The following is a 24963-nucleotide window of genomic DNA, read 5'->3' as shown; positions in this document are numbered from 1 at the left end:
AACACTGCCGTTAACCGGACAAGCCGCGAAGCCGATAGGACATCCGGCTGGCAAACATCCCTGTTGCATCATCGATGCCAGCTTCGCGGCTGACGCCGCTCCTACAAACACTGCCGTTAACCGGTAGAGCCCCTGCCGAGCATGGCTCGGCACTACGGGTTTCCATGGATGGCTCGGCACTACAGGTCATCCACAGCTCATGGACAAAATATCACCATGTTTTGCAGAGGCCCGCAGCGCAAGGGCTGCGCGCGCTTATCCACAACTTGTGGATGCAGCAGGACACAGCCTGTGTGGATAGCGCGAAGCAGGTAGAGCCGAGCCATGCTCGGCTGGGGCGGCTTTCCCCGTACACCCGATGCGGTTTTTGTTTGTGGGAGCGGCGTCAGCCGCGAAGCCGATAGGACATCCGGCTGGCAAACATCCCTGTTGCATCATCGATGCCAGCTTCGCGGCTTACGCCGCTCCTACAAACACCGCCGTCAACCGGTTAAGCCGCGAAGTCGATAGGACATCCGGCTGGCAAACATCCCTGTTGCATCATCGATGCCAGCTTCGCGGCTGACGTCGCTCCTACAAACACTGCCGTTTACCGGTAGAAACACTGCCGAGCAGGGCTCGGCACTCCCCATTACTGGCGGCGGACGGCCTGCACGACCTGCAGGCGACGCAGGCGACGCATCACTTCAGCCAGGTGGTTGCGGTCGCGCACCTGGATGTTGAAGCACAGCACCGCTGCGTTGAAGTCGCGGTCCAGGTAGTCCACCCGTTCGATGTTGGAATGGCTCTGCGCGATGGCGGCAGCCAACTGCGCCAATACGCCGGTGCCGTTCTCCACCTCGACCACCAGGGCGGTGTCGTAATCGCCAACCACGCTGGTATCCCAGCCAATCGGCACCCAGCGGTCCGGCGTCTTGCGCAGTTCAGCCAGGTTCGGGCAATCCAGACGGTGCACCACGATGCCCTTGCCGGCGGTGTGGTAACCCATGATGTCGTCGCCGGGAATCGGCTGGCAACAATTGGCGAAGCTGACCACGCCACGCTCGCTGCCATTGATCAGGATCTTCTCCTGGGCACGATGGGTGACGCCGCTGGCACGCAGTTCGGCATAGGACATCAGCGCCTGCGCGGCCTGGGTCGGCATCCAGTTGCCCAGCGCCACGTCGGCCAGGAAGGCCTCCAGGCGCGGGTAGCGGTGCTCGGTGAGGAAGGCATCCAGGCGCCCCTTCGGCAACCGCTCAATCGAGCTGTCCATCGCTTCCAGCGCACGGTCGAGCATGCTGTGGCCCAACTGCACCGCATCCTCGTGCTCCAGCTGCTTGAGCTGGTGGCGGATGGCGGTGCGCGCCTTGCTGCTGACCACGAATTCCAGCCACTGCGGTTTGGGCGACGCCGAACGCGCAGTGATGATCTCCACCGTCTGCCCGCTCACCAGACGCGTGCGCAGCGGCACCAGCTTCTTGTCCACGCGCGAGGCCACCGCACGGTTGCCCACGTCCGTATGCACCGCATAGGCGAAGTCCAGCGCGGTCGAGTTGCGCGGGAGCGCCAGGATCTTGCCCTTGGGCGTGAACAGATAGACCTCGTCCGGGAACAGATCAACCTTGACGTTGTCCAGGAACTCCAGCGACGAACCGGCGGTACGCTGCGAGTCGATCAGTTCCACGATCCACGCATGCGCCCTGCTCTGCGCGCTGTTGGGGCCGTCGCCGCCGAACTTGTAGGTCCAGTGCGCGGCCACGCCGCGCTCGGCGATCAGGTCCATTTCCTCGGTGCGGATCTGCACTTCGATCGGCGAGCCGTACGGACCAAACAGCACCGTGTGCAGCGACTGGTAGCCATTGGCCTTGGGAATGGCGATGAAGTCACGAAAGCGGCCGTCCAGCGGCTTGAAGGCCGCATGCACGCCGCCCAGCGCGTGGTAACAGTTGGGCACGCTGCGCATCACCAGGCGGAAGCCGAACACATCCATCACCTGGTCGAAGCTTTTGTTCTCCTCGCGCATCTTGGTGTAGATGCTCCACGGCGTCTTGATGCGGCTGATCAGGCGATGTTCCAACCCTTCACGCGCCAAGCGCTGCGACAACTGCACCTCCACCTGCGCCATCGACTCACGGCGCACCACCGGCTGGCTGCGGATGTGTTTTTCGATGATGGCGTGGCGCCACGGGTACAACGCGCGGAAGCCGAGGTTCTGCAGCTCGGACTTGATCAGGTTCATGCCCAGGCGCTGGGCAATGGGGGCGTAGATATCCAGCGTTTCAGTGGCGATGCGGCGGCGCGCTTCGGCACTCTGCGCGCCGAGGGTGCGCATGTTGTGCAGGCGGTCGGCCAGCTTGATCATGATCACGCGCAGGTCGCGCGACATCGCCAGCAGCATCTTGCGGAAGCTCTCCGCCGCTGCTTCCTGGCGGTCGCGGAACTTGAGCTTGTCCAGCTTGGTCACGCCTTCAACCAGATCGGCCACGGCCTGGCCGAACTCGGCGGCCAGCTCTTCGCCGGTGAGCGGGGTGTCCTCGATGGTGTCGTGCAGGATCGCGGCGATCAGGGTTTCAACATCCAGGCCCAGTTCGGCCAGGATGCGCGCCACTGCCACCGGATGGGTGATGTAGGGCTCACCGGATTTGCGGGTCTGACCAGCGTGCGCGGCCGCCCCGACCTCCCAGGCACGACGCAACAGCGGCAGCTGCTCGGTAGGGAGATAGCTGGCTGCGCGTTCGAGTTGCAGTACATAGTCAGGTACCACCCCGCCCGCGGGCGTGGCTACCTGGGCGGAAGGGCCTGGGTTCATGCCAGAAGACTATGCCAGTGGACGTTCCACGGCAATTCCTACAACGCAAACAGCCCGCTTTTGGCGGGCTGTTTGCAGACAACATCAATCAATGGCTAAGAAGCGATCAATCGTCGTTCTTGGACATGTCTTCGTCGGCAACCACTTCAGCGGCGGCCCACTCCAGTGCTTCACGTTCAGCACGCTCGCGCTCGGACTTCTCGACTTCCTCGATCAGGTCATTGTCGATGCGACGGGCGGCGATTTCGCGCAGCGCCAATACGGTCGGCTTGTCCTCGGTCTCGCTGTTGTCGATCGTCGCCTGGACACCATTGGCCAGCTGACGGGCACGCTTGGACGCCATCATGACCAGCTCAAAACGGTTATTAACGACTTCCAGGCAATCTTCTACGGTAATGCGGGCCATGCGGGCTCCCGGCGACCTGCAACGGCCGCTCGATCGAATGAGGGAAAGGGGACGGATTGTAGGGGCAGGTGGGGGTTGAAATCAAGTCAACGCCTGAACAGCCCCTTGTGGATCAATCACTTGCTCGGTTTTCCGGAACCAGCAACGAGGCAATCAGCTCGGCATGGCGCTGCTGCTGGGGGGCGCAGCGCAGCCGGCTGGCGGCGAAGATCGAGCACATTTCGCCAACGGCGGTGTCGAAATCCTCGTTGATGATGACGTAGTCGAACTCGTCGTAATGCAGCATTTCCTCGCGCGCGGCAGCCAGCCGCTGGGCCATCACCGCTTCGCTGTCCTGGCCGCGCTTGCGCATGCGCTCATCCAGCGCCTGCCGCGACGGCGGCAGGATGAACACGCTGACCGCACCGGGCACTTTCTCACGTACCTGGCGTGCGCCCTGCCAATCGATTTCCAGCAATACGTCCTTGCCGGACGCCAGCTGCGGCTCCACCGACTGCCGCGCCGTACCCTTCCAGTCGCCATGCACCAGCGCGTGCTCGAAGAAATCGCCGGCGGCGATCATCTGCTCGAATTCGGCGGCCGGGACGAAGTGGTAGTGCTTGCCGTTGACCTCGCCCGGGCGCATGGCCCGCGAGGTGAAGGAGATGGACAGCGAGATGTGCGGGTCGCGCGCCAGGGTGGCGTTGACGATGCTGCTTTTGCCGGCCCCGGACGGGGCAGCGACGATGTAGAGGGTGCCACGCATGCGGTGGGCCAACGTCGGAATGGCCCGGCATTGTACCGGCGTGGGCCGGTCTGTGCAGGGACAGCTGCGTTCATGGCCGCCCAGAGCCTTGTGGGAGCAGCGTCACCTGTAGAGCCGAGCCATGCTCGGCTGGGCGTTACCGGTGGAGCCTCATTGGTAGAGCCGAGCCTTGCTCGGCTGGGCGTTACCGGTAGAGCCTCTTTGGTCGCGCCGCGCCCTGCTCGGCTGGGCTTACCGGGCAGCGCCTCGGCCTAGCTGGGCTGGCCACTACAGGCCTTGGCTTTGCCGAGCGTGGCTCGGCACTACAGGCCTTGGCTTTGCCGAGCGTGGCTCGGCACTGCCTTTACTCGATGTTCTGGACCTGCTCGCGGATCTGGTCGATCAGCACCTTCAGCTCGACGGCGGCATTGGAAGTGCGCGCGTCCACCGACTTGGAGCCCAGGGTGTTGGCCTCGCGGTTGAATTCCTGCAGCAGGAAATCCAGCCGGCGACCGACCGGCTCGCGCTGGCGCAGTACGCGGCGGATCTCGGCGATGTGGCTGTCCAGGCGGTCCAGCTCCTCATCCACGTCGAGCTTCTGCAGCCACATCACCAGCTCCTGCTCGGCACGGCCCGGATCCACCGGGTGCGGCAAGTCGGCCAGGCGTGCGGCCAGCTTGACCCGCTGCCCTTCACGGATGGCCGGGATCAGTTCCCGCACTTCCGCGGCAATACGCTCAACGGAATCAACGCGCTCGCTGATGGCCGTAGCCAAGTTGTCGCCTTCACGCTCACGCGCCTGCACGAAGCTGGCCACCGTTTCCTCCAGCAGGGCCAGGGCTTCGGCATGCAGAGCGGTGCTGTCGGCAGCCTCGGCGCGCAGTACACCCGGGTACTGCAGCAGATCGGTGAAACCGACCTGCATGGCCGGGAAGCGCCCGTGCAGACGCTGCGCCAATTCAGCCAGCTGCTCGACCAGCACCTCGTTGACCGCCAGCGAAGTGGCGGCTTCCGGTGCGCGCAGGCGCATCACCAGATCCAGCTTGCCGCGGCTGACGCGGGCGGCAATGCGCTCACGCAGCTGCGGTTCCAGCGCACGCAGGTCCTCGGGCAGACGCACGCCCACTTCCAGGAACCGGTGGTTCACCGAGCGCAGTTCGCAACCCAGCGTGCCCCACGGGGTGATGCGTTCGCCGCCGGCATAGGCGGTCATGCTCCGAATCATGTGCTTTCCGATGCGTTTCAAAGGGCGAATGGTACCCTAGCCGCCTCTGGACGCTGGTGCATCAACCGCCCGGACGTCCACCTGATCATCTCGTACTAACGGATCCCCCATGACCTTTTCCCGTCCCAGCGGCCGCCCGGCCGACCAGTTGCGCACTGTCACCATCGAGCGTTCCTTCACCCGTCATGCCGAAGGTTCGGTGCTGGTGAGTTTTGGTGACACCCGCGTGCTGTGCACTGCCAGCGTCGAGAACCGCGTGCCGGGCTTCCTGCGCGGCAAGGGCGAGGGCTGGGTGACCGCCGAATACGGCATGCTGCCGCGCTCCACCCATACCCGCTCCGACCGCGAAGCCGCGCGCGGCAAGCAGGGTGGCCGCACGCTGGAAATCCAGCGCCTGATCGGTCGCACCCTGCGCGCCTGCATTGATCGCAATGCGCTGGGCGAACGCACCATCACCTTGGATTGCGACGTGCTGCAGGCCGACGGCGGCACCCGCACCGCCGCCATCACCGGCGCCTATGTCGCTCTGGTCGATGCGGTCAACCTGCTGATGAAGCGCGGCGATATCAAGCGCAACCCGCTGTTCGGCGCGGTTGCGGCGGTCTCTGTCGGCGTCTACAAGGGCCAGCCGGTGCTGGACTTGGATTACGCAGAGGACAGTGACTGCGATACCGACATGAATGTCGTCATGAATGATGGCGGCGGTTTCATCGAACTGCAGGGCACCGCCGAAGGCCACGCCTTCCGCCGCGACGAACTGGACGCGCTGCTGGTGCTGGCCGAAAAGGGCATCCGCGAGCTGTTCGATGCACAGCAGGCGGCACTGGCGCAGGCATGAACCGGCGCCTTGCCCTGGTCACCGTGGTAGTCACCGACTACGACGAGGCGATTGCCTGGTACACCGGCAAGCTGGGGTTCCAGCTGCTGGAAGACCTGGACCAGGGCCGCAAGCGCTGGGTGGTGGTCGGCCCGACCGATGGCAGCGCTGCCGCGCTGCTGTTGGCACGCGCCAGCAATGAAGAACAACGCAGCCGCATCGGCAACCAGACCGGTGGCCGCGTTGGTTTCTTCCTGCACACCGATGACTTCTGGCGCGACCATGCCGCGATGAGCGCGTGTGGCGTGGAATTCCTCGAAACCCCGCGCGAAGAACCCTATGCAACCGTCGCGGTGTTCCGCGATCTGTATGGCAACACCTGGGACTTGTTGGAGCCCAAGCAATGAAACTGGTACTGGCCAGCGGCAACGCCGGCAAATTGAAGGAACTGCAGGCCATGCTGGCCGGGTTGCCGCTGCAGATCGTGCCGCAGCGCGAGTTGGGCGTGGACGATGTGCCCGAGACCGGCCTGACCTTCGTCGAGAACGCGTTGATCAAGGCGCGCCACGCCTGTGAAGTGACCGGCCGGCCCGCGCTGGCCGATGACTCCGGCCTGATCGTCGACGCTCTCGACGGCGCGCCCGGCCTGTACAGCGCGCGCTATGCCGGCAGCCCCACCGACGATGCCGCCAACAACGCCAAGCTGCTGGCAGCGCTGCGCGATGTACCGGCCGAGCGCCGCACTGCCCGCTTCCATGCGGTGATCGTGCTGCTGCGCCACCCCAACGATCCGCAACCGCTGATCTGCGAAGGCAGCTGGGAAGGCCGCATCATCGATGAGCTGCGCGGCAGCAATGGCTTCGGCTACAACCCGGTATTTCTGGATGAAGAACTCGGCCTGACCGCCGCGCAGATGGAGCCGGCGCAGAAGAACGGCCGCAGCCACCGCGCCAAGGCGCTGCAGCTGCTGTTGCAGCAGCTCTCACAACTCAAGATCGACTGACCACGGGGATCAACGGATGACGCCACGCAGCTATCGCACTGGACTGGGACTTGTATGGCTGGTCGCCATTCTTGGCGGTATCAGCGGCGCCATTGTCGGTGGCCTGCTGGCTTACGACGGCGAGCAGTCTTGGCTTGCCCTTCCGCTTTGGGCGCTTGGCTGCGCCGTAGCGATTTCGCTGATTGCCGCGCCCATCATGTGGCAGCGTGTGGTGCTGGATGAGCGCGCCGGGCAGCTGCGTTACCACAACATCGCCACCGCGCACCGGTGGCGCAAGGTGCCACTGACCGACGTACTCGAAGTCCGTTACGACAACTTCGTCGACAAGCGTAAAGCCATGGTGTCCGGCCTGTACCTGCATATGCGCAACGGTGCGCGACCGGCTCGCCATCGCCTCATGGACAACGAAATGGGCGGCTATCAAGGCCCTTCGCCGATGTTCCGTGATATCGCCGCTACCGTGCTACGTGCACAGCCGCGCTCGCTGGTCGATCCAAGCTTGCTGGCCGCGCAATAGCGCCCACACCCTTCACTCTTACGTACCTGCCTTCCATGCCGCACTCCCACGACCACTGCAACCACCTTCCCGGCGAATCCTGTTCGGTCGATCACGGCCACGCCGCCGGCGTGCTGGTGCCGCCGCCGCTGGCGTTGTACGTGCACCTGCCGTGGTGCGTGCGCAAATGCCCGTACTGCGATTTCAACTCGCATGCGGGCAAGGGCGAGTTGCCGTTCGATGCCTATATTGATGCGCTGATCCGCGACCTGGACCAGGACCTGCCGCTGGTCTGGGGCCGGGTGGTGAGCAGCGTGTTCTTCGGTGGCGGCACGCCCAGCCTGTTTCCGCCCGAAGCCATCGACCGCTTCCTGCAGGCAGCCAGCGCGCGTCTGCGTTTCGCGCCGAACCTGGAAGTGACGCTGGAAACCAACCCCGGCACCGCCGAACACGGCCGCTTCGACCGCTACCGCGCGGCCGGGGTGAACCGCATCAGCTTCGGCATCCAGACCTTCAACGATGAAGCGCTGCAGCGCCTGGGCCGCATCCACGACAGCAACGAAGCCGAACGCGCGGTCAAGCTGGCGCAGGACGCCGGCTACAAAAACTTCAACATCGACCTGATGTACGCGCTGCCACAGCAGACGCTGGCCCAGGCCGAATACGACCTTGAACGCGCCTTCGCGCTCGATCCCACCCATATCTCGCATTACCAGCTGACGCTGGAGCCGAATACGGTGTTCTTCGCGCGGCCGCCGCAGGGCATTCCCGACGAAGACAGCGCCTGGGACATCCAGGAACACTGCCAGGCACTGCTCGCCGAGCGTGGCTATGGCCAGTACGAAGTCAGCGCCTATGCCCGCGACGGCTGGCAATGCCAGCACAACCTCAACTACTGGCGCTTCGGTGACTACCTGGGCATTGGCGCCGGCGCGCACGGCAAGATCAGCTCCGGCGCCGAGCAGCACGTATTGCGCCGCTGGAAGCACAAACACCCGCAGACCTTCATGGATACCGCCGGCAGCCTGGCCAGCATTGGCGGCGATGAGGTGATCAGCGCCGAGCGGCTGCCGTTCGAGTACATGCTCAACCTGCTGCGCCTGCACGAGGGTTTCAGCCTGCGCGATTTTGAATCGCGTACCGGTTTGGCACGAAGCGTGCTTCTATCATCCCTGACCGTGGCAGCGGAACGTGGCTGGATAACCAACAGCGGCGACCAATGGGTCCCCACCGAGCTTGGCCGCCGCTTCACCAACGATGTTGTGGAGTTGTTCCTGGCCTGAAACGTGCCGTAAGTGACACTTACATCACATAAATGATAGAAAACCCCCATTCAGGGGAAGGAAAACCGGATGTCAGGCACCGCACCACGCTCGTCCAGCCAGGCCATGGCACGGATCGCCGCCACGCAGGCACCTGCCCGCGTACGTCACTTGTTGGAAATTTCCTTCCTGGCCACGGATGAAGTCCTGCGCACGCCGCTGCAGCTGACCGCCATCGACCTGGAGCGCGCCCTGTTCAAGCAGGCGGAAATGGCCCACAACAGCCAGATCCAGTCCGACATCTACGCCCAGCTGCGGGTCCTGCGTGAACACACCGAGCAGCTCCCGGACTTTTTCCTGGACGCGCTTGCCGCACAGGTAGCGGCGTTCAAAGACCCGCCCAAAGCCAGCCCGGAAGCGCATGCAGCGGCATTCAAGGCGATGACGCTGGTTGAAGACACCGACATCGACCGCGACATCGTGCTGCACGAAATGGCCCGACGCGAGGCCTTCCGTGCAACCAGCCCGCTGCTGCTGTTGGGCCAGCGCTTTGCGGTACTGGCGGCGCAGCCGGCGTTTGATCCCGAGCGGCTGCCAGTTGGCCCGTACGCCCTGTGCCGCGCATTGCGCGACTGCGGCGAGCAGATGCAGCTCAACCTCGACACCCAGCTGGTGCTGTACCAGGTATTCGACCGCATGGTGATGCCGCGCCATGGCGAACTGGTGGACAGGCTCAACATCCTGCTGGAGCGCGAGGGCGTGCTGCCTGGGCTGGTGTATCGCCCGCACCTCCCCCGCCCCTCCGCACCGCGTGGCAGCGGTGCTGTCAGCGGCCAAGCCGATGCCGCCAGTGCCGGTCCGCGCGCGGCAGGCAATGCCCCGCTGACCAGCTGGCAAGGCCAGGCGCCGGCGGCATCGTGGGCCAGTATTTCCAATGAACTGCAGACCAGTGCAGCGGCTGCACCGCTTCATGCCACCGGCGCCCCGACGCATTCGCCGGGTGCCGCAGCTGCCATGGCACCAATGGAAAGCCTGCACAGCCTGCTGGATGCCGCCCGCCAAGCACTTACGATGAGCGCTGGCGCTGCTGGCGCTGCTGGCGGTTCTGGTGGTGCCGGTGGTGCTGGCAGCGCTGCGCCGGCAGGCGGCAGCGCAATGCCCGCAGGCCGCGCCGGCGGCACCAGCGCAGGCATGGGCGCCATGCCCGACTTCGCCGCCCTGCAGGCAGCACAGGCCCAGCACGGCGGCGCAGCTGGCGCGCCACTGGCCGCACAGCCTGCAGGCAACCCTGCCGCCCAACCGGTCTCCACCCAGACCGCGATGGACGTGTTGGGCAAGCTGCAGGCCGCCGCAGCATCCTCCGGCAGCCGTCACAGCATGGCGGACATCCGCACTGCACTGCTCGCCCAGGTCAAGGCCGAACACGGCGCGGCCGCAACGCTGTCGGTACAGGACGGCGACACCATGGACCTGCTCGGCATGCTCTATTCCGAGCTGCACCGGGAAGTCCGCAGCGAAGGACCGGCCGCCGACCTGCTGCGGCGCCTGCAGGTGCCCTTGGCGCGTGCCGCCATCAGCGACCAGGAATTCTTCCTGCGTGACCAGCACCCGGCCCGCGAACTGCTCAATGCGGTGGCCGAGTCCGGCGCGGTCTGGCTCAGCGATGACGACAGCGATCCAGTGCTGCTGCTCAAGCTCAAGGACGCGGTCAACAAGGTCGTCACCGATTACCAGGGCGACGAGACGGTCTTCGTCGAAGCAAACAACATCATCCAGGGCCACCTGCGCTCGGCAGCCCGTCGCGCGGAGATGGCCGAGCGCCGCCAGGTCGACGCCGCGCGTGGCAAGGAACGCCTGGAGGCCGCCAAGCAGCTGGCCAACCGCACCATCGACACGCTGTGCCAGAACAGCGAACCGCCGAAGTTCGTGCAGACCCTGCTGCGCAAAGCCTGGGCCGACGTGCTGACGCTCACCCTGCTGCGCCAGGGCGAAGGTTCGGACGAATGGCAGCAGCGCGAGCAGGCTACCCGGCGCATCGGCGAGATCACCGGGCTGGCACCCGGCGGCGCGGCCGATACCAGCTTCGGCGAGGAAATCGAACAATCGCTGCTGCAGGTGGGTTACCACCAGGACGAAGCGGCCGCCATCTCACGCCGGCTGTCCACGCCAGGCGGCGAAGACGACATCACCTCACGCACCGAGCTGGCCGCCAAACTCAAGATGCGCGCGCGCCTGGGCGAGTCCGGCGAGCCGGAAGAAGAAGAACGTCGCAAGAAAGTCGAGCCAGCACGCACCGAACAGGAAGAGGCGCATTACCGCCAGCTGCGCACGCTGCCGTTCGGCACCTGGTTCGAATTCACCGTCAACCAGCAGGGCGACAACCGCCGCCAGCGCCTGTCCTGGTACAGCCTGATCACCGGCAATGCCTTGTTCGTTAACCAGCGTGGCCAGAAGGTATCGGAACATTCGCTGGACACGATGTCGCGGCTGATGGCCAAAGGCCAGCTGCGCATCGTCACCGAAGACCGCGGCCGCCTGATCGACCGCGCCTGGCAGGCCACCGTGCGCGCACTGCGCTCGATTGCCGGCCAGCCCACCAATACCGGGGAGTCCGCATGATCACCAATACCCGCCGCGCACCGCGCCTGCAGGTACCCGAGCTGGTGCCGGTACGCGACCAGATGACCGGTGCCCAGATCGGCCGGCTTGGCAACATATCCGAAACCGGCATGTTGCTGATCGCCTCCGTGGCATTGCAGGACGACGCCCTGTACCAGCTGCAGTTCCCCATTGCCGATGGCCGTGGCGGGCAGTTGCAGATCGACGTCGGCGCGCACCTGCTGTGGTTCGAGCCCACCCACGCACCCGAGCAGTCGTGGGCCGGGTTCCGCTTCCTGACCCTGGACAAGGGCCAGCAGGCGCACCTGCAGCGCTGGATCGAGGACCGACTTCCCCCAGCCTGAGTGCCGAAAACGGCACAGCAGCGTTCAGCCGATTGCGGCAAAATTGGGGCCTGCAACTCCGCATGCCCCAGCGAGCCACCGCGATGAACCAATACGATCCAGCCAGCCTGTACGCCCAACACCTTGGCGAAATGATCCGCCGTGCCGATGCGGCACTGGCGCGCGGTGGTTTCGATCACCTGGTGGTTCCCAGTGGCACCCAGCACTACCAGGTATTTGACGACCGCGATTACCCGTACGCGGTCAACCCGCAGTTCAAGACCTGGCTGCCGCTGACCAAGCTGCCCTACAGCTGGCTGATCCACACCCCGGGCAGCCGCCCGACCCTGGTGTTCTACCAGCCTTTCGACTATTGGCACGTGGTACCGGACGCGCCGAGCGGCTGGTGGGTGGAGCACTTCAACATCCACATCATCCGCAAGCCTGAAGAAGCGCTGGCGCTGTTGCCGGCAGACCCGAGCCGCTGCGCCATCCTCGGTGAAGCGCAGAGCGCGCTGGGCGGCTTCGCCCCCAACAACCCGGCTAAGGTGATCAATCATCTTGAATGGCACCGCGGCTACAAGACGCCTTACGAGATCGCGCTGATGCGGCAGGCGCAGGTACTGGCCGTACGCGGCCACCGCGCCGCCGAAGCTGCGTTCCGCACCGGCGCCAGCGAGTTCGAGATCCACATGGCCTATTGCAGCGCCGTGGGCCAGGACGCCAATGAGCTGCCCTACGGCAACATCATCGGTTTGAACGAACACGCTGCCGTGCTGCATTACACCGATCTCGGCAAGCAGGCACCGCAGCCGCTGCGCAGCTTCCTGATCGACGCCGGCGCTTCGGCATACGGTTATGCCAGCGACATTACCCGTACCTATGCGGCGGCTGGTCACAGTGAATTCCAGTCCTTCATTGAAGCGGTGGATGCAGCGCAGCTCAAGATGTGCACTGCGGTGCGTGCAGGCTTCGATTACAAGCAGTTGCATGTGGATGCCCACCTGTCGCTGATGGGCATCCTCAAGGACTTCGGGGTGATCAATGTCTCCCCGGAAGCTGCGTTGGCCACGGGTGTGAGCGCTGCATTCTTCCCGCACGGCATCGGCCATCTGATCGGCGCACAGGTGCACGATGTGGCCGGCTTTGCCGCTGGCGAAGACGGCGGCCGCATCGAGCGCCCGGCCGGTCATCCGTATCTGCGCATGACCCGCGTATTGGAGCCGGGCATGGTGGTGACCATTGAACCGGGCCTGTACTTCATCGACATGTTGCTGGACGAAGTAAAGAAGGCCGGCAACGCCGCCAGCGTGAACTGGGACCGCGTGGACTTCTTCCGTCCTTATGGCGGCGTACGCATCGAAGACGAAGTGCTGTGCACTGACGGCGAAGCGGACAACCTGACCCGCCCGGAATTTGCCGCACAAGCATGATCGTTTGCCTGGGTGGCAGGTAGCTGTCGCCCGGGCTGTTGGCGTGCGCATCGGATGTTTTGTGGTCGGGCGAAAGCCGGGCAGCATTCGGCTGCGCTGCGTCCCCTGCCCCGTTTGACGTCCAGGGCTTCCCGGGTGCGCTGACGCTTACCCGGGCTACGTGATCTCGCCAGCCCTTCACTTCCGCTGACCTCGGCTCAGCAAACAAGGCATTCCCCATTACCAAGGTAATGACTGCCGGAGCTGCCTCTGCAGTTACTAGGCTGTGCACTGGCCATTGCCCTCCCTTGCGCGCAGCGCAGGGGAGGGTATGGGAGGGGTGCTCTGCAGTTGCCCTTGCAGTTGCCCTTGCAGTTGCCCTTGCAGTTGCCCTTGCAGTTGCCTTTGCAGTTGCCTTTGCAGTTGCTTTTGCAGTTGCCTTTGCAGTTGCTTTTGCAGTTGCCTTTGCAGTTGCTTTTGCAGTTGCTTTTGCAGTTGCCTTTGCAGTTGCCTTTGCAGTTGCCTTTGCAGTGCCTTTGCAGTGCCTTTGCAGTTGCTTTTGCAGTTGCCTTTGCAGTTGCTCCAACGCTTTTGATCCACCGGGTCCCCTTCCGCAGCGACGGAGCTGGCAGACAAGACCCCGCACGGGGCGACGCACACGGATGTGCGTCGTTTTTCGACGATACAAGGATGTATCGTCGAAAAATCCTGCCAGCGGAGTGGACCCGCGTCGCATAGCGACGTGGGCGCGCAGGCAGGGTGTGCTTTCTTTGGGCCACCTTTCTTTGCACAAGCAAAGAAAGGTGTGCTCGCACGCCGCAGGCGGGCGAAAGCCCTTGATCTTGATTGCGGTTGCGGTTGCGGTTGGAGCGAAAGTCGAAAGCAAAGGCAAAGGCTTTCACTCCCCTTCGGGGAGCGAGTCACTTTTCTTTGCTTGTGCAAAGAAAAAGTAACCAAAAGAAAGCACACCCTGCCTCCGCGCCCACGCCGCTGCGCGACGCGGGTCCACTCCGCCGCCGGGATTTTTCGACGATACATCCTTGTATCGTCGAAAAACGACGTGCGTCCTGCACGTCGCCCCTTTCGGGGTCTTATCCGTCGGCTGCGTCGCTGCGGAAGGGGACCCGGTGGATCAAAAGCGTTGGAGCAACTGCAAAGGCACATGCAACTGCAACTGCCGGAGCCAAAGCAGAGCACCCCTCCCATACCCTCCCCTACGCTTTGCGTAAGGGAGGGCAAGTGCAGGAGCAACGGCAACAACAGCAACAGCAACAGCAACAGCAAGTGCAAGTGCGAGTGCGAGTGCGGGTGCGGATGCGGATGCGGGTGCGGGTGCGAGTTCGCACACTACCGCCAAACACCTCGCGCCTCAGCGCTTGGCCATGAAAGCCTCGATCTCGTCGGCACTGCGCTCCAGCGCAGCCGTCAGCACCCGGTGACCATCCTCGGTGATCAACACATCGTCCTCGATGCGGATGCCGATACCGCGCCAACGCGCCTCCACACCCCGATCTTCCGGCGAGATGTACAGACCCGGCTCGATCGTGAATACCATCCCCGGCTCCAGCAGACGCGACTCACCCGCCACCCGGTAATCACCGACATCGTGCACGTCCAGGCCCAGCCAATGCCCGGTCTTGTGCCGGTAGAAACGCTGGTAATGGCCCTCGATGATGTTCTCTTCCAGGTCCCCCTTCAGCAGCCCGAGTCGCAGCAGACCCTCGGTCAAGACCTCGACCGCCGCAAGATGACCCTCTTCATAGGCGATGCCCGGCTGCGCCTGCTCCAGCGCGGCCGCCTGCGCCGCCAGCACAAGATCGTGCAAGGCACGCTGTTCCGGGCTGAACCGACCGTTCACCGGAAAAGTCCGGGTGATGTCACTGGCATAGCCGCGATATTCGGCGCCGGCATCAATCAACACCAGGTCACCATCGGCACTGCCATGGTTGTTGTCGCGGTAATGCAGCACACAGGCATTGGCGCCAGCGCCAACAATGCTGTTGTACGCCGGCCAACCATCCGCCGCGCGGAACTCGCATTCCAACGCCGCCTGCAATTCGTATTCGTGGATACCCGGCCGCGCCGCACGCATCGCCGCGCGGTGCGCACGCACGCTGATATCGGCCGCCACCTGCATCAGCGCGATCTCGTCGGCGCTCTTGTACAGCCGCTGCTCATGCAGCAGATGTCCCAGCTCAAGGAATTCGTGTGGCGACTGCGCACCTTCGCGCACCTGCGAACGGACCCGGTTCACCCAGCCGATCAGCTTCAGATCGAAGTCCGCATCGCGGCCGAAGTGGTAGTACACCCGCGACCGCCCTTCCAGCAGCCCGGGCAGGATTTCATCCAGATCATCGATCGGATACGCATCGTCCATGCCATAGCGCGACACCGCGCCATCCTGACCTTCGCGCGGACCATCCCAGGCTTCCCGCTCAGGATCACGCTCACGGCAGAACAGGATGACCTCGCCGTGCTTGCGCCCCGGGATCAGCACCAGCACCGCTTCCGGCTCCTGAAAACCGCTCAGGTACCAGAAGTCCGAATCCTGCCGGTAGGGGTAGAACGTGTCGTTGCTGCGCACCCGCTCAGGGGCGGCGGGCAGCACCAGGATGGCGTCATCGCCAGCCGCTTCCATCAACTGGCGGCGGCGGCGGGCGTACTCGGCAGGGGTTATCCCGGACAGACGCTTCATCGCCAACCTCAGTTCAGGCTTTGCCGATGGCGCGAGCCCATCACGCAGTCGCCGTGCAACAGCAGCGCCGCAACCCGCACGAACTCTTCGATTTCCGACAAGGCGTCCTCGTCTTCATCGGCGCTGTCGAACTCATCGCTCGATGCCTGCGCCAGACGCGCCAGGTCCTGCAGCGCCTCTTCGCCCTCCTCGCTCAGCGCCGGGCGCTTGCCCGAGGCCAAGCCGAAACCGCCGAGGAAGGCGCGGCACCACTCGAACAGCGCATCGGTACGCGCCTGCAGTGGCTCGGCAGCGTCCACCAACACCAGCTCGAAGGCGAAGTCGCGGTCTTCCAGCTGCGCAACCGTGGCCTGCCGCAGCAGGTCCAGGGCAGAGCCCGGCTCGGGGGTTGGCAGGCCGTCATCGGCCAATACCTTGGCCGGCCACGCGGGCACATCGGCGCCACCGGCGGCCAACCAGCCGCACAGTCCGCCGTGGAGTTCGGCCGGGGAAGCACCCAGGCCCAGCGACTGGCTGGCCTGGAGGATGTCGTTGACGGCAGGAAGATCGGTCATGTCACTGGTCTGTAAAGCGGAGAGGATCACCGGCACACTGATATGACGGCGGCCGTACAGTGTATCAACCGCGCCGCAAACTCCTTCTTGACCGGCCCTCATCGCCATGCCTATCGTGCCGCCCATGGACTCCTTCGACCCCGCTGGCCAGCTGCAGGCCCTTGTCTCCCGCATCGAGCTGCTGCTCGAGCGCAACCAGCGGCTGAGCGATGAAAACCGCAGCCTGCGCCAACAGCAGGAACAGCTGATCAGCGAGCGCTCGCAGCTGCTGACCAAGAACGAACAGGCCCGCTCCCGGGTGGAAGCCATGATCACCCGCCTCAAGTCGCTGGAGCAGCACACGTGAGCCAAACCGAACCGGTCAGCGTCCACATCCTCGACCGCGAGTACACCGTTGGCGTGGAGCCGGCCGAGCGCGAAAGCCTCACCGCCGCCGCCCGTGTGCTCGACGGCAAGATGCGCGAAATCCGCGGCAGCAACCGGATGGCGGCGGTGGACCGCATCGCAGTGCTGGCCGCGCTCAATCTGGCGCACGAGCTGCAGCAGCTGCGCGATGAGCAGGTCGCCCAGCAGCAGCGTTTTCAAGCGGCCATGAACGAATTGAACCGGCGCCTGGACCTGGCCATCGACAACGCGCGTTGATCCAGCTGAGCAGCTCAGACAGATGAATCCGCAATTAGTGAAATACGGCTGCACGCAGCCGTGCAACCTCGCTATACTGGCGACGCGTTCTCTGCTGTGAACGACGGCGTGTGCAAACATTCGCCTTGTCCCTTAATTACGACCACGGGGGCGCGACGGAGCCGGGTGTGCAAGTCCGCCTTGTAGCGGGAAGCCCGATGGCCCCCCAGCGTTCCCACTTGAACCCCGGGTTCAAGGTCGTTTCGCACGCATCGTCACCGCGGAGAATGCAATATTCCAGAACGGCGCCCAACGGGCGCCGTTCTTTTTTTATCCTTCTCCCTGCGGGAGAAGGTGCCCCGAAGGGGCGGATGAGGGTAAGCGCGAAGCACAATGAGACTTGGCTGCACGAGTGCTCCGCACTTACCCTCACCCCAACCCCTCTCCCGCAGGAGAGGGGCTTCCAAGCCTCGACGTACACATATGACCGATCCCCGCCAACTCCTCCGCCAGCAACTGCGCCAGCGCCGCCGCGATATCCCTGCCGCCGAGCGCATTGCCGCCGCCGAGACACTTGCGGCACATCTGCTGTCCCTGCCCTTCGCCGGTATCAGCGGCCATGTCGCCGGCTACTGGGCAATGGACGGCGAGATCGCCTTGCACCGTTGGCAGATGCAGCTGCCCGCGCAGCAGACCTATTGCCTGCCAGTGCTGCACGGCAAGCTGCTGCGTTTTGCGCCATGGCGGCCCGGGCAGGCGCTGGTCAGCAACCGTTATGGCATTCCCGAGCCGGACGTGGACCCGGCGCAGGCGCTGCGCCCGGAAGAAATGGCGCTGGTGGTCGCCCCGCTGGTCGGTTTTGATGGCGGCGGCCGGCGGCTGGGCATGGGGGGCGGCTGGTATGATCGCAGCTTCGCATTTCGGCAGCGCCAGGCCGCGCCGCCGTGGCTGGTGGGAGTAGGTTTTTCCGCCCAGCAGGTACCGTCATTGCCGGTCGAGGACTGGGATGTGGCGGTGGATGCCATCTGTACCGAGCAGGCCACTCTCTACCCGGAACCGTTGAACGCATGACCGCCCGCAAGCGCTACTGGCTGATGAAGTCCGAACCGGACGCCTTTTCCATCGACGACCTGCAGCGCGTAGGCACCGAACCGTGGAACGGCGTGCGCAACTACCAGGCGCGCAATTTCATGCGCGATGGCATGAAGGTTGGCGACGGCATCCTGTTCTACCACTCCAACACCAAGGTCCCGGGCATCGTCGGCATTGCCACGGTGGCCAGCCAGGCCTACCCGGACGACACCCAGTTCGATCCCAAATCCGATTACTACGACCCCAAAAGCACGCGCGAGCAACCGCGCTGGATGCTGGTGGACGTGGGTTTCGAGCGCAAGCTGGCGCAGGTGATCGCGCTGGACGAGATCAAGCTGCATGCGGAGGAGCTGGGCGAAGGATTTCCGCTGACCGCCAAGGGCAATCGGCTCTCGGTGTTCCCGGTCACCGCCGCCCAGTGGAAGCTGCTGCTGTCGCTGGAAAAGAAGCCTAGATAAGCATTTCCTGTTGTGGGAGCGGCGTAAGCCGCGAAGCTGGTTATCTGAGACAACGTCAGCTTCGCGGCTTACGCCGCTCCTACAAAAACATGTTTTCCAACCTGATTGAGCCCACCATGTCTGAAGCCAAGCGCCTGGCCGCCGAAAAAGCCATCGAGTACGTGCAGAAGGGAATGATCGTCGGTGTCGGCACCGGTTCCACCGTTGCCTATTTCATCGAAGCCCTGGCGCGCATCAAGGACCAGATCGAAGGCGCGGTTTCCAGTTCCGACCAGAGCACCGCCCTGCTCAAGAGCCACGGCATCGAGGTGCTGGACCTGAACCACACCGGCGGCCTGTCGCTGTATGTGGACGGCGCCGATGAATGCGATGGCAACAAGAACCTGATCAAGGGCGGCGGCGCCGCACTGACCCGCGAGAAGATCATTGCCGAGGCCAGCAAGCAGTTCGTCTGCATTGTTGACCCCAGCAAGCAGGTCAAGGTGCTGGGCAAGTTCCCGCTGCCGGTGGAAGTGATCCCGATGGCGCGTAGCCTGGTGGCCCGCGAAATCCTGGCACTGACTGGCGGCCAGCCGGTATGGCGCGATGGCGTGACCACCGACAACGGAAATCTGATCCTGGACGTGCACAACCTGGCCATCACCGACCCGGTCAAGCTTGAGCAGCAGCTCAACCAGATTCCGGGCGTAGTGACCGTTGGCCTGTTCGCACGCCGCCCGGCCGACGTGGTCATCATCGGCGGCGAGCCGCCGCAGGTGCTGTAAGCCAAAGCAGCACGGCTTTGGAGGCTTTGGCTTGAGGCTTTGGCTTGGAGCTTTGGCTTGATGCTCTGGCTTGATGCTCTGGCTTGATGCTCTGGCTTGATGCTCTGGCTTGATGCTCTGGCTTGATGCTCTGGCTTGATGCTCTGGCTTGGAGCTTTGGCTTGATGCTCTGGCTCTGGCTGTCGCTCCAGCCTTGGCTTGATGTTTTTCCCTTCTCCCGTTCACGGGAGAAGGTGCCCAACGGGCGGATGAGGGGAAGCTTTTGACTTCCACCGAATCTGCCAGAAGGCCCCCTATAGGAACCAGGTCCCAACCCATGCCCAAATCCTTCCTGCGTACGATCTTCACCCTTTCCCTGCTGGCCCTCGCCGGCTGCGCCAGCGCCGACGGCAAGCACTGGGTGGAACTGGCCGGCACCCGTTACAACGTGGAACTGGCGCAGAACGATGAAACCCGCGCCCGCGGCCTGATGTTCCGCGACCAGATGGACGCCGACCACGGCATGTTGTTTGTCCACGACCGCGAAGAACCGCAGGCCTACTGGATGAAGAACACCAAGATTCCGTTGGACATCCTGTACTTCGACAGCCAGCGCCGCCTGGTCGGCCAGCAGCGCGACGTACCGCCGTGCTCGGCTGGCGACATGTGCCCGCCCTACCCCAGCTTCAACCCAGCCCTTTACGTGCTGGAGCTCAACGCCGGCCAGGCCGCCAAGCTCAAGCTCGAAGACGGCGCCGTGCTGACCTTCGGCCCGGGCATTGCCACCGGCAACTGACTCGGACCCACAGATTGAACCGCGGCGCCCTTGAACCGGCGCCGCTTTGCCGCCAGTCTTGGGGCATGTCTGAAACACGCATTACCCTGCCGCAGTGGGAAGAACTGGCCGCCTTGCCCGACGAGGCGCTGCCGCTGCTGCCCACTGCCCTGCTGATCGCCCGCGACGAGTACCCGCAGCTGGACCCGGCCGCCTACGATCGCGTGCTGCAGGCCCATGCCGATCACCTGCGGGTGGAAGTGGAAGCCATCGGTGAATGGCCGCTCAAGGTTGCCGCCATCAACAACCACCTGTTCAACGAGGTGGGCTACAGCGGCGACAACGACGAGTACTACGATCCGCGCAACAGCTATCTCAACGAAGTGTTCGAGCGGCGTCTGGGCAACCCGATCTCGCTGGCGCTGGTGCAGATCGAGGTTTCGCGCCGGCTGGGCCTGCCGCTGGAGGGTATTTCCTTCCCCGGCCATTTCCTGGTGCGGCTGCCGGTGGAAGACGGCGTACTGATCATGGACCCGTTCAATGGCGGCCGGCCGCTGGGCGTGGACGAACTGCGTGAACGCGCGCGCAGCAACCTCGGCGGCGAGACCCCGGACGACAGCGTGCTCGCCCAGATCCTGGACCCCGCGCCGCACCGCGCCATCCTGATGCGCATGCTGCGCAACCTGCATGGCGTGTACGCCGAACGCGGCGAATGGGACCGCGCCGCGCGCAGCGCCGACCGCATCCTCAAGCTGGCGCCCGACCAGGCCGATGCCGTGCGCGACCGCGGCCTGGCCTATCTGCAGCTGGAACATCTGGCAGGTGCCCGCAATGACCTGGCGCGCTACCTGAAGATGGAACCCGGCGCGGCGGACGCCATCAACATCCGCGAGCGCCTGATCGAGTTGAGTGGCGGAAAACCGAGGCTGCATTGAGCCGCGCGAGGCCAATCCCACCTCTTGTGGGAGCGGCGTAAGCCGCGAAGCCATTGCGGCATCCGAAGCCATTGATCAACGCAGCACTTCGGCAGAAGCGGCGTTGCGCAGTGCGCGCCAAGACGCCTCTTCGGCAGGCGAATGCTCTTGGCTGGGTTCGGATGCGGCAGTGGCTTCGCGGCTGACACCGCTCCTACAGCCCGCGCGTTGCGCGGCTCAATCCAGTTCGACCATCTCGAAATCGTCCTTGGTCACGCCGCAGTCCGGGCAGGTCCAGGTCTCGGGCACATCTTCCCAGCGCGTGCCCGGGGCGATGCCTTCTTCCGGCAAGCCGTCGGCCTCACGGTAGATGAAGCCGCAGACGACGCACATCCAGTTGCGCAGGGTAGAGGCCGTAGCGTCGGACATCGGGGATAATCACCGGACAGAGAAACGGCGTTGATTGTCACACTCCCGCCGCCGTACCGGTAGCCATCCATGACCCAGCTTGCCGACGCCCGAGGCGTCTACCTGATTACCCCCGACGAAACCGACAGCGCGCGCCTGCTCGAACGGGTGCGCCCGCTGCTGGCTGGCACCACCTGGCTGCAATACCGCAACAAGGCCGTCGATGCCCCCACCCGCCTGGCCCAGGCCACCGCCCTGCAGGCGCTGTGCGCCGCCGCTGGCGTGCCGCTGATCATCAACGACGATGCTGCCCTGGCCCAGCAGGTCGGTGCTGCCGGCGTGCATCTGGGCGAGGACGACGGCGACATCGCCGCAGCCCGCGCCCTGCTCGGCCCGCAGGCCATCATTGGCGCCTCCTGCTATGACGAACTGGCCTTGGCCCAGCGCGCGGTCGCTGCCGGTGCCAGCTACGTGGCGTTCGGCGCGTTCTTCCCCAGTCGCAGCAAGGTCACGCCGCGCCGCGCCAACCCGGAGCTGCTGCGACAAAGCGCCGCACTGGGCGTGCCACGGGTGGCGATTGGCGGTTTGACCCCGGACAATAGTCGGCCTGTGGTGGAAGCTGGTGCGGACCTGATCGCGGTGATCAGTGGCGTGTTCAGCGAGCCGGACCCGGTAGCTGCGTTGGAGGCTTATCGGCGTTGTTTCCAGCACCAATGATGTTCCTTCTCCCTTTGGGAGAAGGTGGCCCGAAGGGTCGGATGAGGGTAGGTTTCGGCGTTCGCTTGCTAGAAGCTTCCCCTCACCCCAACCCCTCTCCCGCACGCGGGAGAAGGGCTAACGCCCTGCTCCGCTCAGCAACTCGATCCAGCGCTCTTTCAAAGGACTCACAATGAACCACGCCCAATCCCACGCCCTGTTCGAGCGCGCCCAGACGCTGCTGCCCGGTGGCGTCAATTCGCCGGTGCGCGCGTTCAAGTCGGTCGGCGGTGAACCGTTCTTCGTGCAGCGCGCCGACGGTGCTTACCTGCATGACGTGGATGGCAACGCCTATATCGACTACGTCGGCTCCTGGGGCCCGATGATCGTTGGCCACAACCACCCGACGGTACGCGAGGCGGTGCAGAATGCGATCGGCAATGGCCTGTCGTTCGGCGCGCCGTGTGCGGCTGAAGTCACCATGGCTGAAACCATCACCCAGCTGGTGCCGTCCTGCGAGATGGTGCGCATGGTCAACTCCGGCACCGAGGCCACGCTGTCGGCGATCCGCCTGGCACGCGGCGCCACCGGCCGCAACAAGATCATCAAGTTCGAAGGCTGCTACCACGGCCACGGCGACTCGTTCCTGGTCAAGGCCGGCAGCGGCATGCTGACCCTGGGCGTGCCCACCTCACCCGGCGTGCCGGCCGGCCTGAGCGAACTCACTCTCACCCTGCCCTACAACGACTTCGACGCCGCCACTGCGCTGTTCGAGCAACAGGGCAAGGAAATCGCCGGCCTGATCATCGAACCGGTGGTCGGCAACGCCAACTGCATCCCGCCCCGCGAAGGCTATCTGCAGCACCTGCGCGCGCTGTGCACGCAGTACGGCGCACTGCTGATCTTCGACGAAGTGATGACCGGTTTCCGCGTCGCGCTGGGTGGCGCGCAGGCCTATTACGGCATCACCCCGGACCTGAGCACCTTCGGCAAGATCATCGGCGGCGGCATGCCGGTGGGCGCCTATGGCGGTCGCCGCGAACTGATGTCGCAGATCGCCCCGGCCGGCCCGATCTACCAGGCCGGCACGCTGAGCGGCAACCCGGTGGCAATGGCCGCCGGTCTGGCAATGCTGCAGCTGGTGCAGGCACCGGGCTTCCATGAGCGCTTGACCGCAGCTACCAACACGTTGTGCGATGGCCTGGAAGCGGCCGCACGCGAGGCCGGCGTTGCCGTGACCACCAACCGCGTCGGCGGCATGTTCGGCCTGTTCTTCACCAACGAGAAAGTGGAGACCTACGCCCAGGCTACCGCCTGCGACATCAAGGCCTTCAACGTGTTCTTCCACGCCATGCTGGAACGCGGTGTGTTCCTGGCACCATCGGCCTACGAGGCCGGCTTCCTGTCCAGCGCGCACGACGATGCCGTGATTGAAGCCACGCTGGCAGCAGCGCGCGAGGCGTTCAAGGTGGTTGCTGCAGGTTGATCCTGCAGCGGATAACGCTGTTCGCCCTCGCGAAGCAGCGTTACCCGAAACGAGGAGCGGATGGTGCAATCGTTTGTAGGAGCGGCGTAAGCCGCGAAGCTGAGGTTGCTGCGCCCCTTGGCCCGCGTGCAATCTGATGATGTCGCGTGCTTCGCGGCTTACGCCGCTCCTACAAACACCCGCCTACGAACCGCCAATGCACCCCGGGTAAGCGCAGCGCACCCGGGAACCTCGAAACGCATCAATCACCCAAAAACCAGCTTGCCCTTCATCATTCCCCAATGGCCCGGGAACGAGCAGAAGAAGGTGTAGTCGCCACCACGCGTCAGCTTGCTGGTTGCAAAGCGCACCTGCGTGGTCTGGCCACCACCGATCACCGGAGTGAACGCGATCACCCGTGCATCGTTCTTCGGCAGATAGCTTTCAGCCAGCGTCGAACGCATGCCCACCGTGGCCACTGGTTGGAAATCCGGCGTGCGCGTCAGCACCCAGTTATGCCCCATCGCGGTGGCCGGCATCCTGCCGGTGTGCTTCAAGGTCAAGTCCACCTGCGTGCAATCAGCGGCAACCCGGATCTGCGGCAGCGAGAACTGCATCCGGTCGTTGCTTTCAATGGTGACCGCGCAGGTGCGCGCCATCGCCGGTGCGGCAGGCAACAGGCCGGCAAGGGCCAACAACAGCAGACTGGAACGCTTCAAGGTGAACTCCGTGCAAGTGACAACTACAGTGTCTGAATTCTAGGCAAGCCCAGCAGATTTCACCTGTGACGCGATGTCGCAGGCTGCACTGAGGCGCAGCGCCAGCGATACTGCAGCCCCACGTCTGCCTTGCCACCCATGCAACAACCGCACGCCTTACTGCTGGATTTCGACGGCCTGCTGGCCGATTACGACCATCGCACCCATCTGAGCGAGCTGGCCGAGGTCGCGCACTGCACCTGCGCAGATGTCGATGCGGCACTACGCGAGGAAGGATTGGAACTGGCGCATGCGCGTGGCGAACTGGGTGGCCCGCAGTTGCTGGCCGCACTGAACCTGCGCTTGGGCAGCCGCTTGCAGGCGCAGGACTGGCACCGTGCACGCCGTGCCGCTACCGTCGTGCGGCGCGACAGCGTGAGCCTGCTCCACCACCTGCGACCGGGTGTGCAGGTGGCCATCCTCACCAACAATGGCCTGCTCACCCAACCGGTGATCGAACAGCTGCTACCCGGCATCCAGGTGCTGTGCAGCGCGACGCTGGGCGTGCGCAAACCCGATCCGGGCGTCTATCGCGCCGCCTGCGCGACCCTGCACTGCGAACCGGCGCGCACACTGTTTGTCGATCATCTGTTCCGCAATGTGCAAGGTGCACGCGCCGCAGGCCTGCTGGCCGATACCGCCCACCACACTCAATCGCTGCGCAAGCTGCTCAAGCGCTACCAGCTGCGCTGAGCAAGCCGGTCCG

27 protein-coding genes and 1 other RNA gene are annotated in these 24963 nt (G+C 64.5%); 20 read left to right on the top strand and 8 right to left on the bottom strand.

The window, feature by feature from the left end:
- Positions 1–631: 631 nt before the first annotated feature.
- The 4 genes from ACVOKO_RS06945 to ACVOKO_RS06930 all read right to left on the bottom strand — a co-directional run bounded on the left by ACVOKO_RS06945 (position 632) and on the right by ACVOKO_RS06930 (position 5146).
- Positions 632–2791: a RelA/SpoT family protein gene (locus ACVOKO_RS06945; protein ID WP_346498207.1), complete on the bottom strand. Its 2160-nt coding sequence runs from the start codon at positions 2789–2791 to the stop codon at positions 632–634.
- Between the two features lie 106 nt (positions 2792–2897).
- On the bottom strand, positions 2898–3197 hold the full coding sequence (gene rpoZ / locus ACVOKO_RS06940) for a DNA-directed RNA polymerase subunit omega (RefSeq protein WP_057629054.1): 300 nt from the start codon (positions 3195–3197) through the stop codon (positions 2898–2900).
- Positions 3198–3309: 112 nt separating this feature from the next.
- Positions 3310–3942, bottom strand: a complete 633-nt coding sequence (gene gmk, locus ACVOKO_RS06935) for a guanylate kinase (RefSeq protein WP_346498206.1) — start codon at positions 3940–3942, stop codon at positions 3310–3312.
- Positions 3943–4285: 343 nt separating this feature from the next.
- Positions 4286–5146 (bottom strand): YicC/YloC family endoribonuclease, encoded by an 861-nt coding sequence (locus ACVOKO_RS06930; RefSeq protein ID WP_346498205.1) that lies wholly within the window; start codon positions 5144–5146, stop codon positions 4286–4288.
- A gap of 109 nt (positions 5147–5255) precedes the next feature.
- On the opposite strand from ACVOKO_RS06930, the gene rph reads away from it, so the two are divergent.
- From rph to ACVOKO_RS06885, 9 genes are all read left to right on the top strand, one after another.
- Positions 5256–5984 carry a ribonuclease PH gene (gene rph / locus ACVOKO_RS06925; RefSeq protein ID WP_346498204.1) on the top strand — a complete coding sequence of 243 codons (729 nt, stop codon included), beginning with the start codon at positions 5256–5258 and terminating at the stop codon, positions 5982–5984.
- The gene (locus ACVOKO_RS06920) at positions 5981–6370 is read left to right on the top strand and encodes a VOC family protein (RefSeq protein ID WP_346498203.1); all 390 of its coding nucleotides are present in this window, start codon (positions 5981–5983) and stop codon (positions 6368–6370) included. The genes rph and ACVOKO_RS06920 overlap by 4 nt, the downstream gene beginning before the upstream one ends.
- Positions 6367–6966, top strand: a complete 600-nt coding sequence (gene rdgB / locus ACVOKO_RS06915; protein ID WP_346498202.1) for an RdgB/HAM1 family non-canonical purine NTP pyrophosphatase — start codon at positions 6367–6369, stop codon at positions 6964–6966. Before ACVOKO_RS06920 ends, rdgB begins: the two co-directional genes overlap by 4 nt.
- Before the next feature lie 16 nt (positions 6967–6982).
- Complete coding sequence (locus tag ACVOKO_RS06910) at positions 6983–7483, top strand: hypothetical protein (RefSeq protein WP_346498201.1); 501 nt, start codon at positions 6983–6985, stop codon at positions 7481–7483.
- Positions 7484–7518: 35 nt separating this feature from the next.
- Positions 7519–8745: a radical SAM family heme chaperone HemW gene (hemW, locus tag ACVOKO_RS06905; protein ID WP_346498200.1), complete on the top strand. Its 1227-nt coding sequence runs from the start codon at positions 7519–7521 to the stop codon at positions 8743–8745.
- Between the two features lie 69 nt (positions 8746–8814).
- On the top strand, positions 8815–11343 hold the full coding sequence (locus ACVOKO_RS06900; RefSeq protein WP_346498199.1) for a DUF1631 domain-containing protein: 2529 nt from the start codon (positions 8815–8817) through the stop codon (positions 11341–11343).
- A complete protein-coding gene (locus ACVOKO_RS06895) occupies positions 11340–11687 on the top strand; it encodes a PilZ domain-containing protein (RefSeq protein ID WP_346498198.1) in 348 nt (115 codons plus the stop codon). Before ACVOKO_RS06900 ends, ACVOKO_RS06895 begins: the two co-directional genes overlap by 4 nt.
- A gap of 83 nt (positions 11688–11770) precedes the next feature.
- Positions 11771–13099: a Xaa-Pro dipeptidase gene (pepQ, locus tag ACVOKO_RS06890; protein WP_346498212.1), complete on the top strand. Its 1329-nt coding sequence runs from the start codon at positions 11771–11773 to the stop codon at positions 13097–13099.
- A 336-nt stretch (positions 13100–13435) separates the two neighbouring features.
- Complete coding sequence (locus tag ACVOKO_RS06885; RefSeq protein ID WP_346498197.1) at positions 13436–13816, top strand: hypothetical protein; 381 nt, start codon at positions 13436–13438, stop codon at positions 13814–13816.
- 631 nt (positions 13817–14447) lie between these two features.
- On the opposite strand, the gene pepP is transcribed toward ACVOKO_RS06885, so the two are convergent.
- A complete protein-coding gene (gene pepP / locus ACVOKO_RS06880) occupies positions 14448–15773 on the bottom strand; it encodes a Xaa-Pro aminopeptidase (RefSeq protein WP_346498196.1) in 1326 nt (441 codons plus the stop codon).
- A gap of 8 nt (positions 15774–15781) precedes the next feature.
- Positions 15782–16327 carry a YecA/YgfB family protein gene (locus tag ACVOKO_RS06875; protein WP_346498195.1) on the bottom strand — a complete coding sequence of 182 codons (546 nt, stop codon included), beginning with the start codon at positions 16325–16327 and terminating at the stop codon, positions 15782–15784.
- A gap of 124 nt (positions 16328–16451) precedes the next feature.
- On the opposite strand from ACVOKO_RS06875, the gene ACVOKO_RS06870 reads away from it, so the two are divergent.
- The 8 genes from ACVOKO_RS06870 (at position 16452) to ACVOKO_RS06835 (ending at position 20951) form a co-directional block, all read left to right on the top strand.
- The gene (locus ACVOKO_RS06870) at positions 16452–16673 is read left to right on the top strand and encodes a TIGR02449 family protein (RefSeq protein WP_346498194.1); all 222 of its coding nucleotides are present in this window, start codon (positions 16452–16454) and stop codon (positions 16671–16673) included.
- Positions 16670–16969, top strand: a complete 300-nt coding sequence (locus ACVOKO_RS06865) for a cell division protein ZapA (RefSeq protein ID WP_346498193.1) — start codon at positions 16670–16672, stop codon at positions 16967–16969. The genes ACVOKO_RS06870 and ACVOKO_RS06865 overlap by 4 nt, the downstream gene beginning before the upstream one ends.
- Before the next feature lie 85 nt (positions 16970–17054).
- Positions 17055–17239: non-coding RNA, 6S RNA (gene ssrS, locus ACVOKO_RS06860), on the top strand.
- Positions 17240–17431: 192 nt separating this feature from the next.
- Complete coding sequence (locus ACVOKO_RS06855) at positions 17432–18019, top strand: 5-formyltetrahydrofolate cyclo-ligase (RefSeq protein WP_346498192.1); 588 nt, start codon at positions 17432–17434, stop codon at positions 18017–18019.
- Positions 18016–18498: an EVE domain-containing protein gene (locus ACVOKO_RS06850; protein ID WP_346498191.1), complete on the top strand. Its 483-nt coding sequence runs from the start codon at positions 18016–18018 to the stop codon at positions 18496–18498. Before ACVOKO_RS06855 ends, ACVOKO_RS06850 begins: the two co-directional genes overlap by 4 nt.
- A gap of 116 nt (positions 18499–18614) precedes the next feature.
- Positions 18615–19262, top strand: a complete 648-nt coding sequence (gene rpiA / locus ACVOKO_RS06845) for a ribose-5-phosphate isomerase RpiA (protein ID WP_346498190.1) — start codon at positions 18615–18617, stop codon at positions 19260–19262.
- 316 nt (positions 19263–19578) lie between these two features.
- The gene (locus ACVOKO_RS06840) at positions 19579–20037 is read left to right on the top strand and encodes a DUF192 domain-containing protein (protein WP_346498189.1); all 459 of its coding nucleotides are present in this window, start codon (positions 19579–19581) and stop codon (positions 20035–20037) included.
- A gap of 65 nt (positions 20038–20102) precedes the next feature.
- A complete protein-coding gene (locus ACVOKO_RS06835; protein ID WP_346498188.1) occupies positions 20103–20951 on the top strand; it encodes a SirB1 family protein in 849 nt (282 codons plus the stop codon).
- Positions 20952–21167: 216 nt separating this feature from the next.
- Here ACVOKO_RS06835 and ACVOKO_RS06830 read toward each other — a convergent pair whose 3' ends face one another.
- Positions 21168–21359, bottom strand: a complete 192-nt coding sequence (locus ACVOKO_RS06830) for a rubredoxin (RefSeq protein ID WP_346498187.1) — start codon at positions 21357–21359, stop codon at positions 21168–21170.
- A gap of 69 nt (positions 21360–21428) precedes the next feature.
- Between ACVOKO_RS06830 and thiE the strand changes: the two genes are divergently transcribed.
- Both thiE and hemL read left to right on the top strand, forming a co-directional pair.
- Positions 21429–22055 (top strand): thiamine phosphate synthase, encoded by a 627-nt coding sequence (gene thiE, locus ACVOKO_RS06825; protein WP_346498186.1) that lies wholly within the window; start codon positions 21429–21431, stop codon positions 22053–22055.
- A 172-nt stretch (positions 22056–22227) separates the two neighbouring features.
- Complete coding sequence (hemL, locus tag ACVOKO_RS06820) at positions 22228–23520, top strand: glutamate-1-semialdehyde 2,1-aminomutase (RefSeq protein ID WP_346498185.1); 1293 nt, start codon at positions 22228–22230, stop codon at positions 23518–23520.
- Positions 23521–23765: 245 nt separating this feature from the next.
- Here the strand turns inward: hemL and azu are convergent, their stop codons facing one another.
- On the bottom strand, positions 23766–24158 hold the full coding sequence (gene azu / locus ACVOKO_RS06815; protein WP_430980726.1) for an azurin: 393 nt from the start codon (positions 24156–24158) through the stop codon (positions 23766–23768).
- A gap of 198 nt (positions 24159–24356) precedes the next feature.
- On the opposite strand from azu, the gene ACVOKO_RS06810 reads away from it, so the two are divergent.
- Positions 24357–24950: an HAD-IA family hydrolase gene (locus ACVOKO_RS06810; protein WP_346498183.1), complete on the top strand. Its 594-nt coding sequence runs from the start codon at positions 24357–24359 to the stop codon at positions 24948–24950.
- The last annotated feature ends 13 nt before the right edge of the window (positions 24951–24963 follow it).

It is taken from the genome of Stenotrophomonas sp. STEN240 (assembly GCF_056756175.1).
This window is presented reverse-complemented; position numbering and strand designations above follow the sequence as displayed.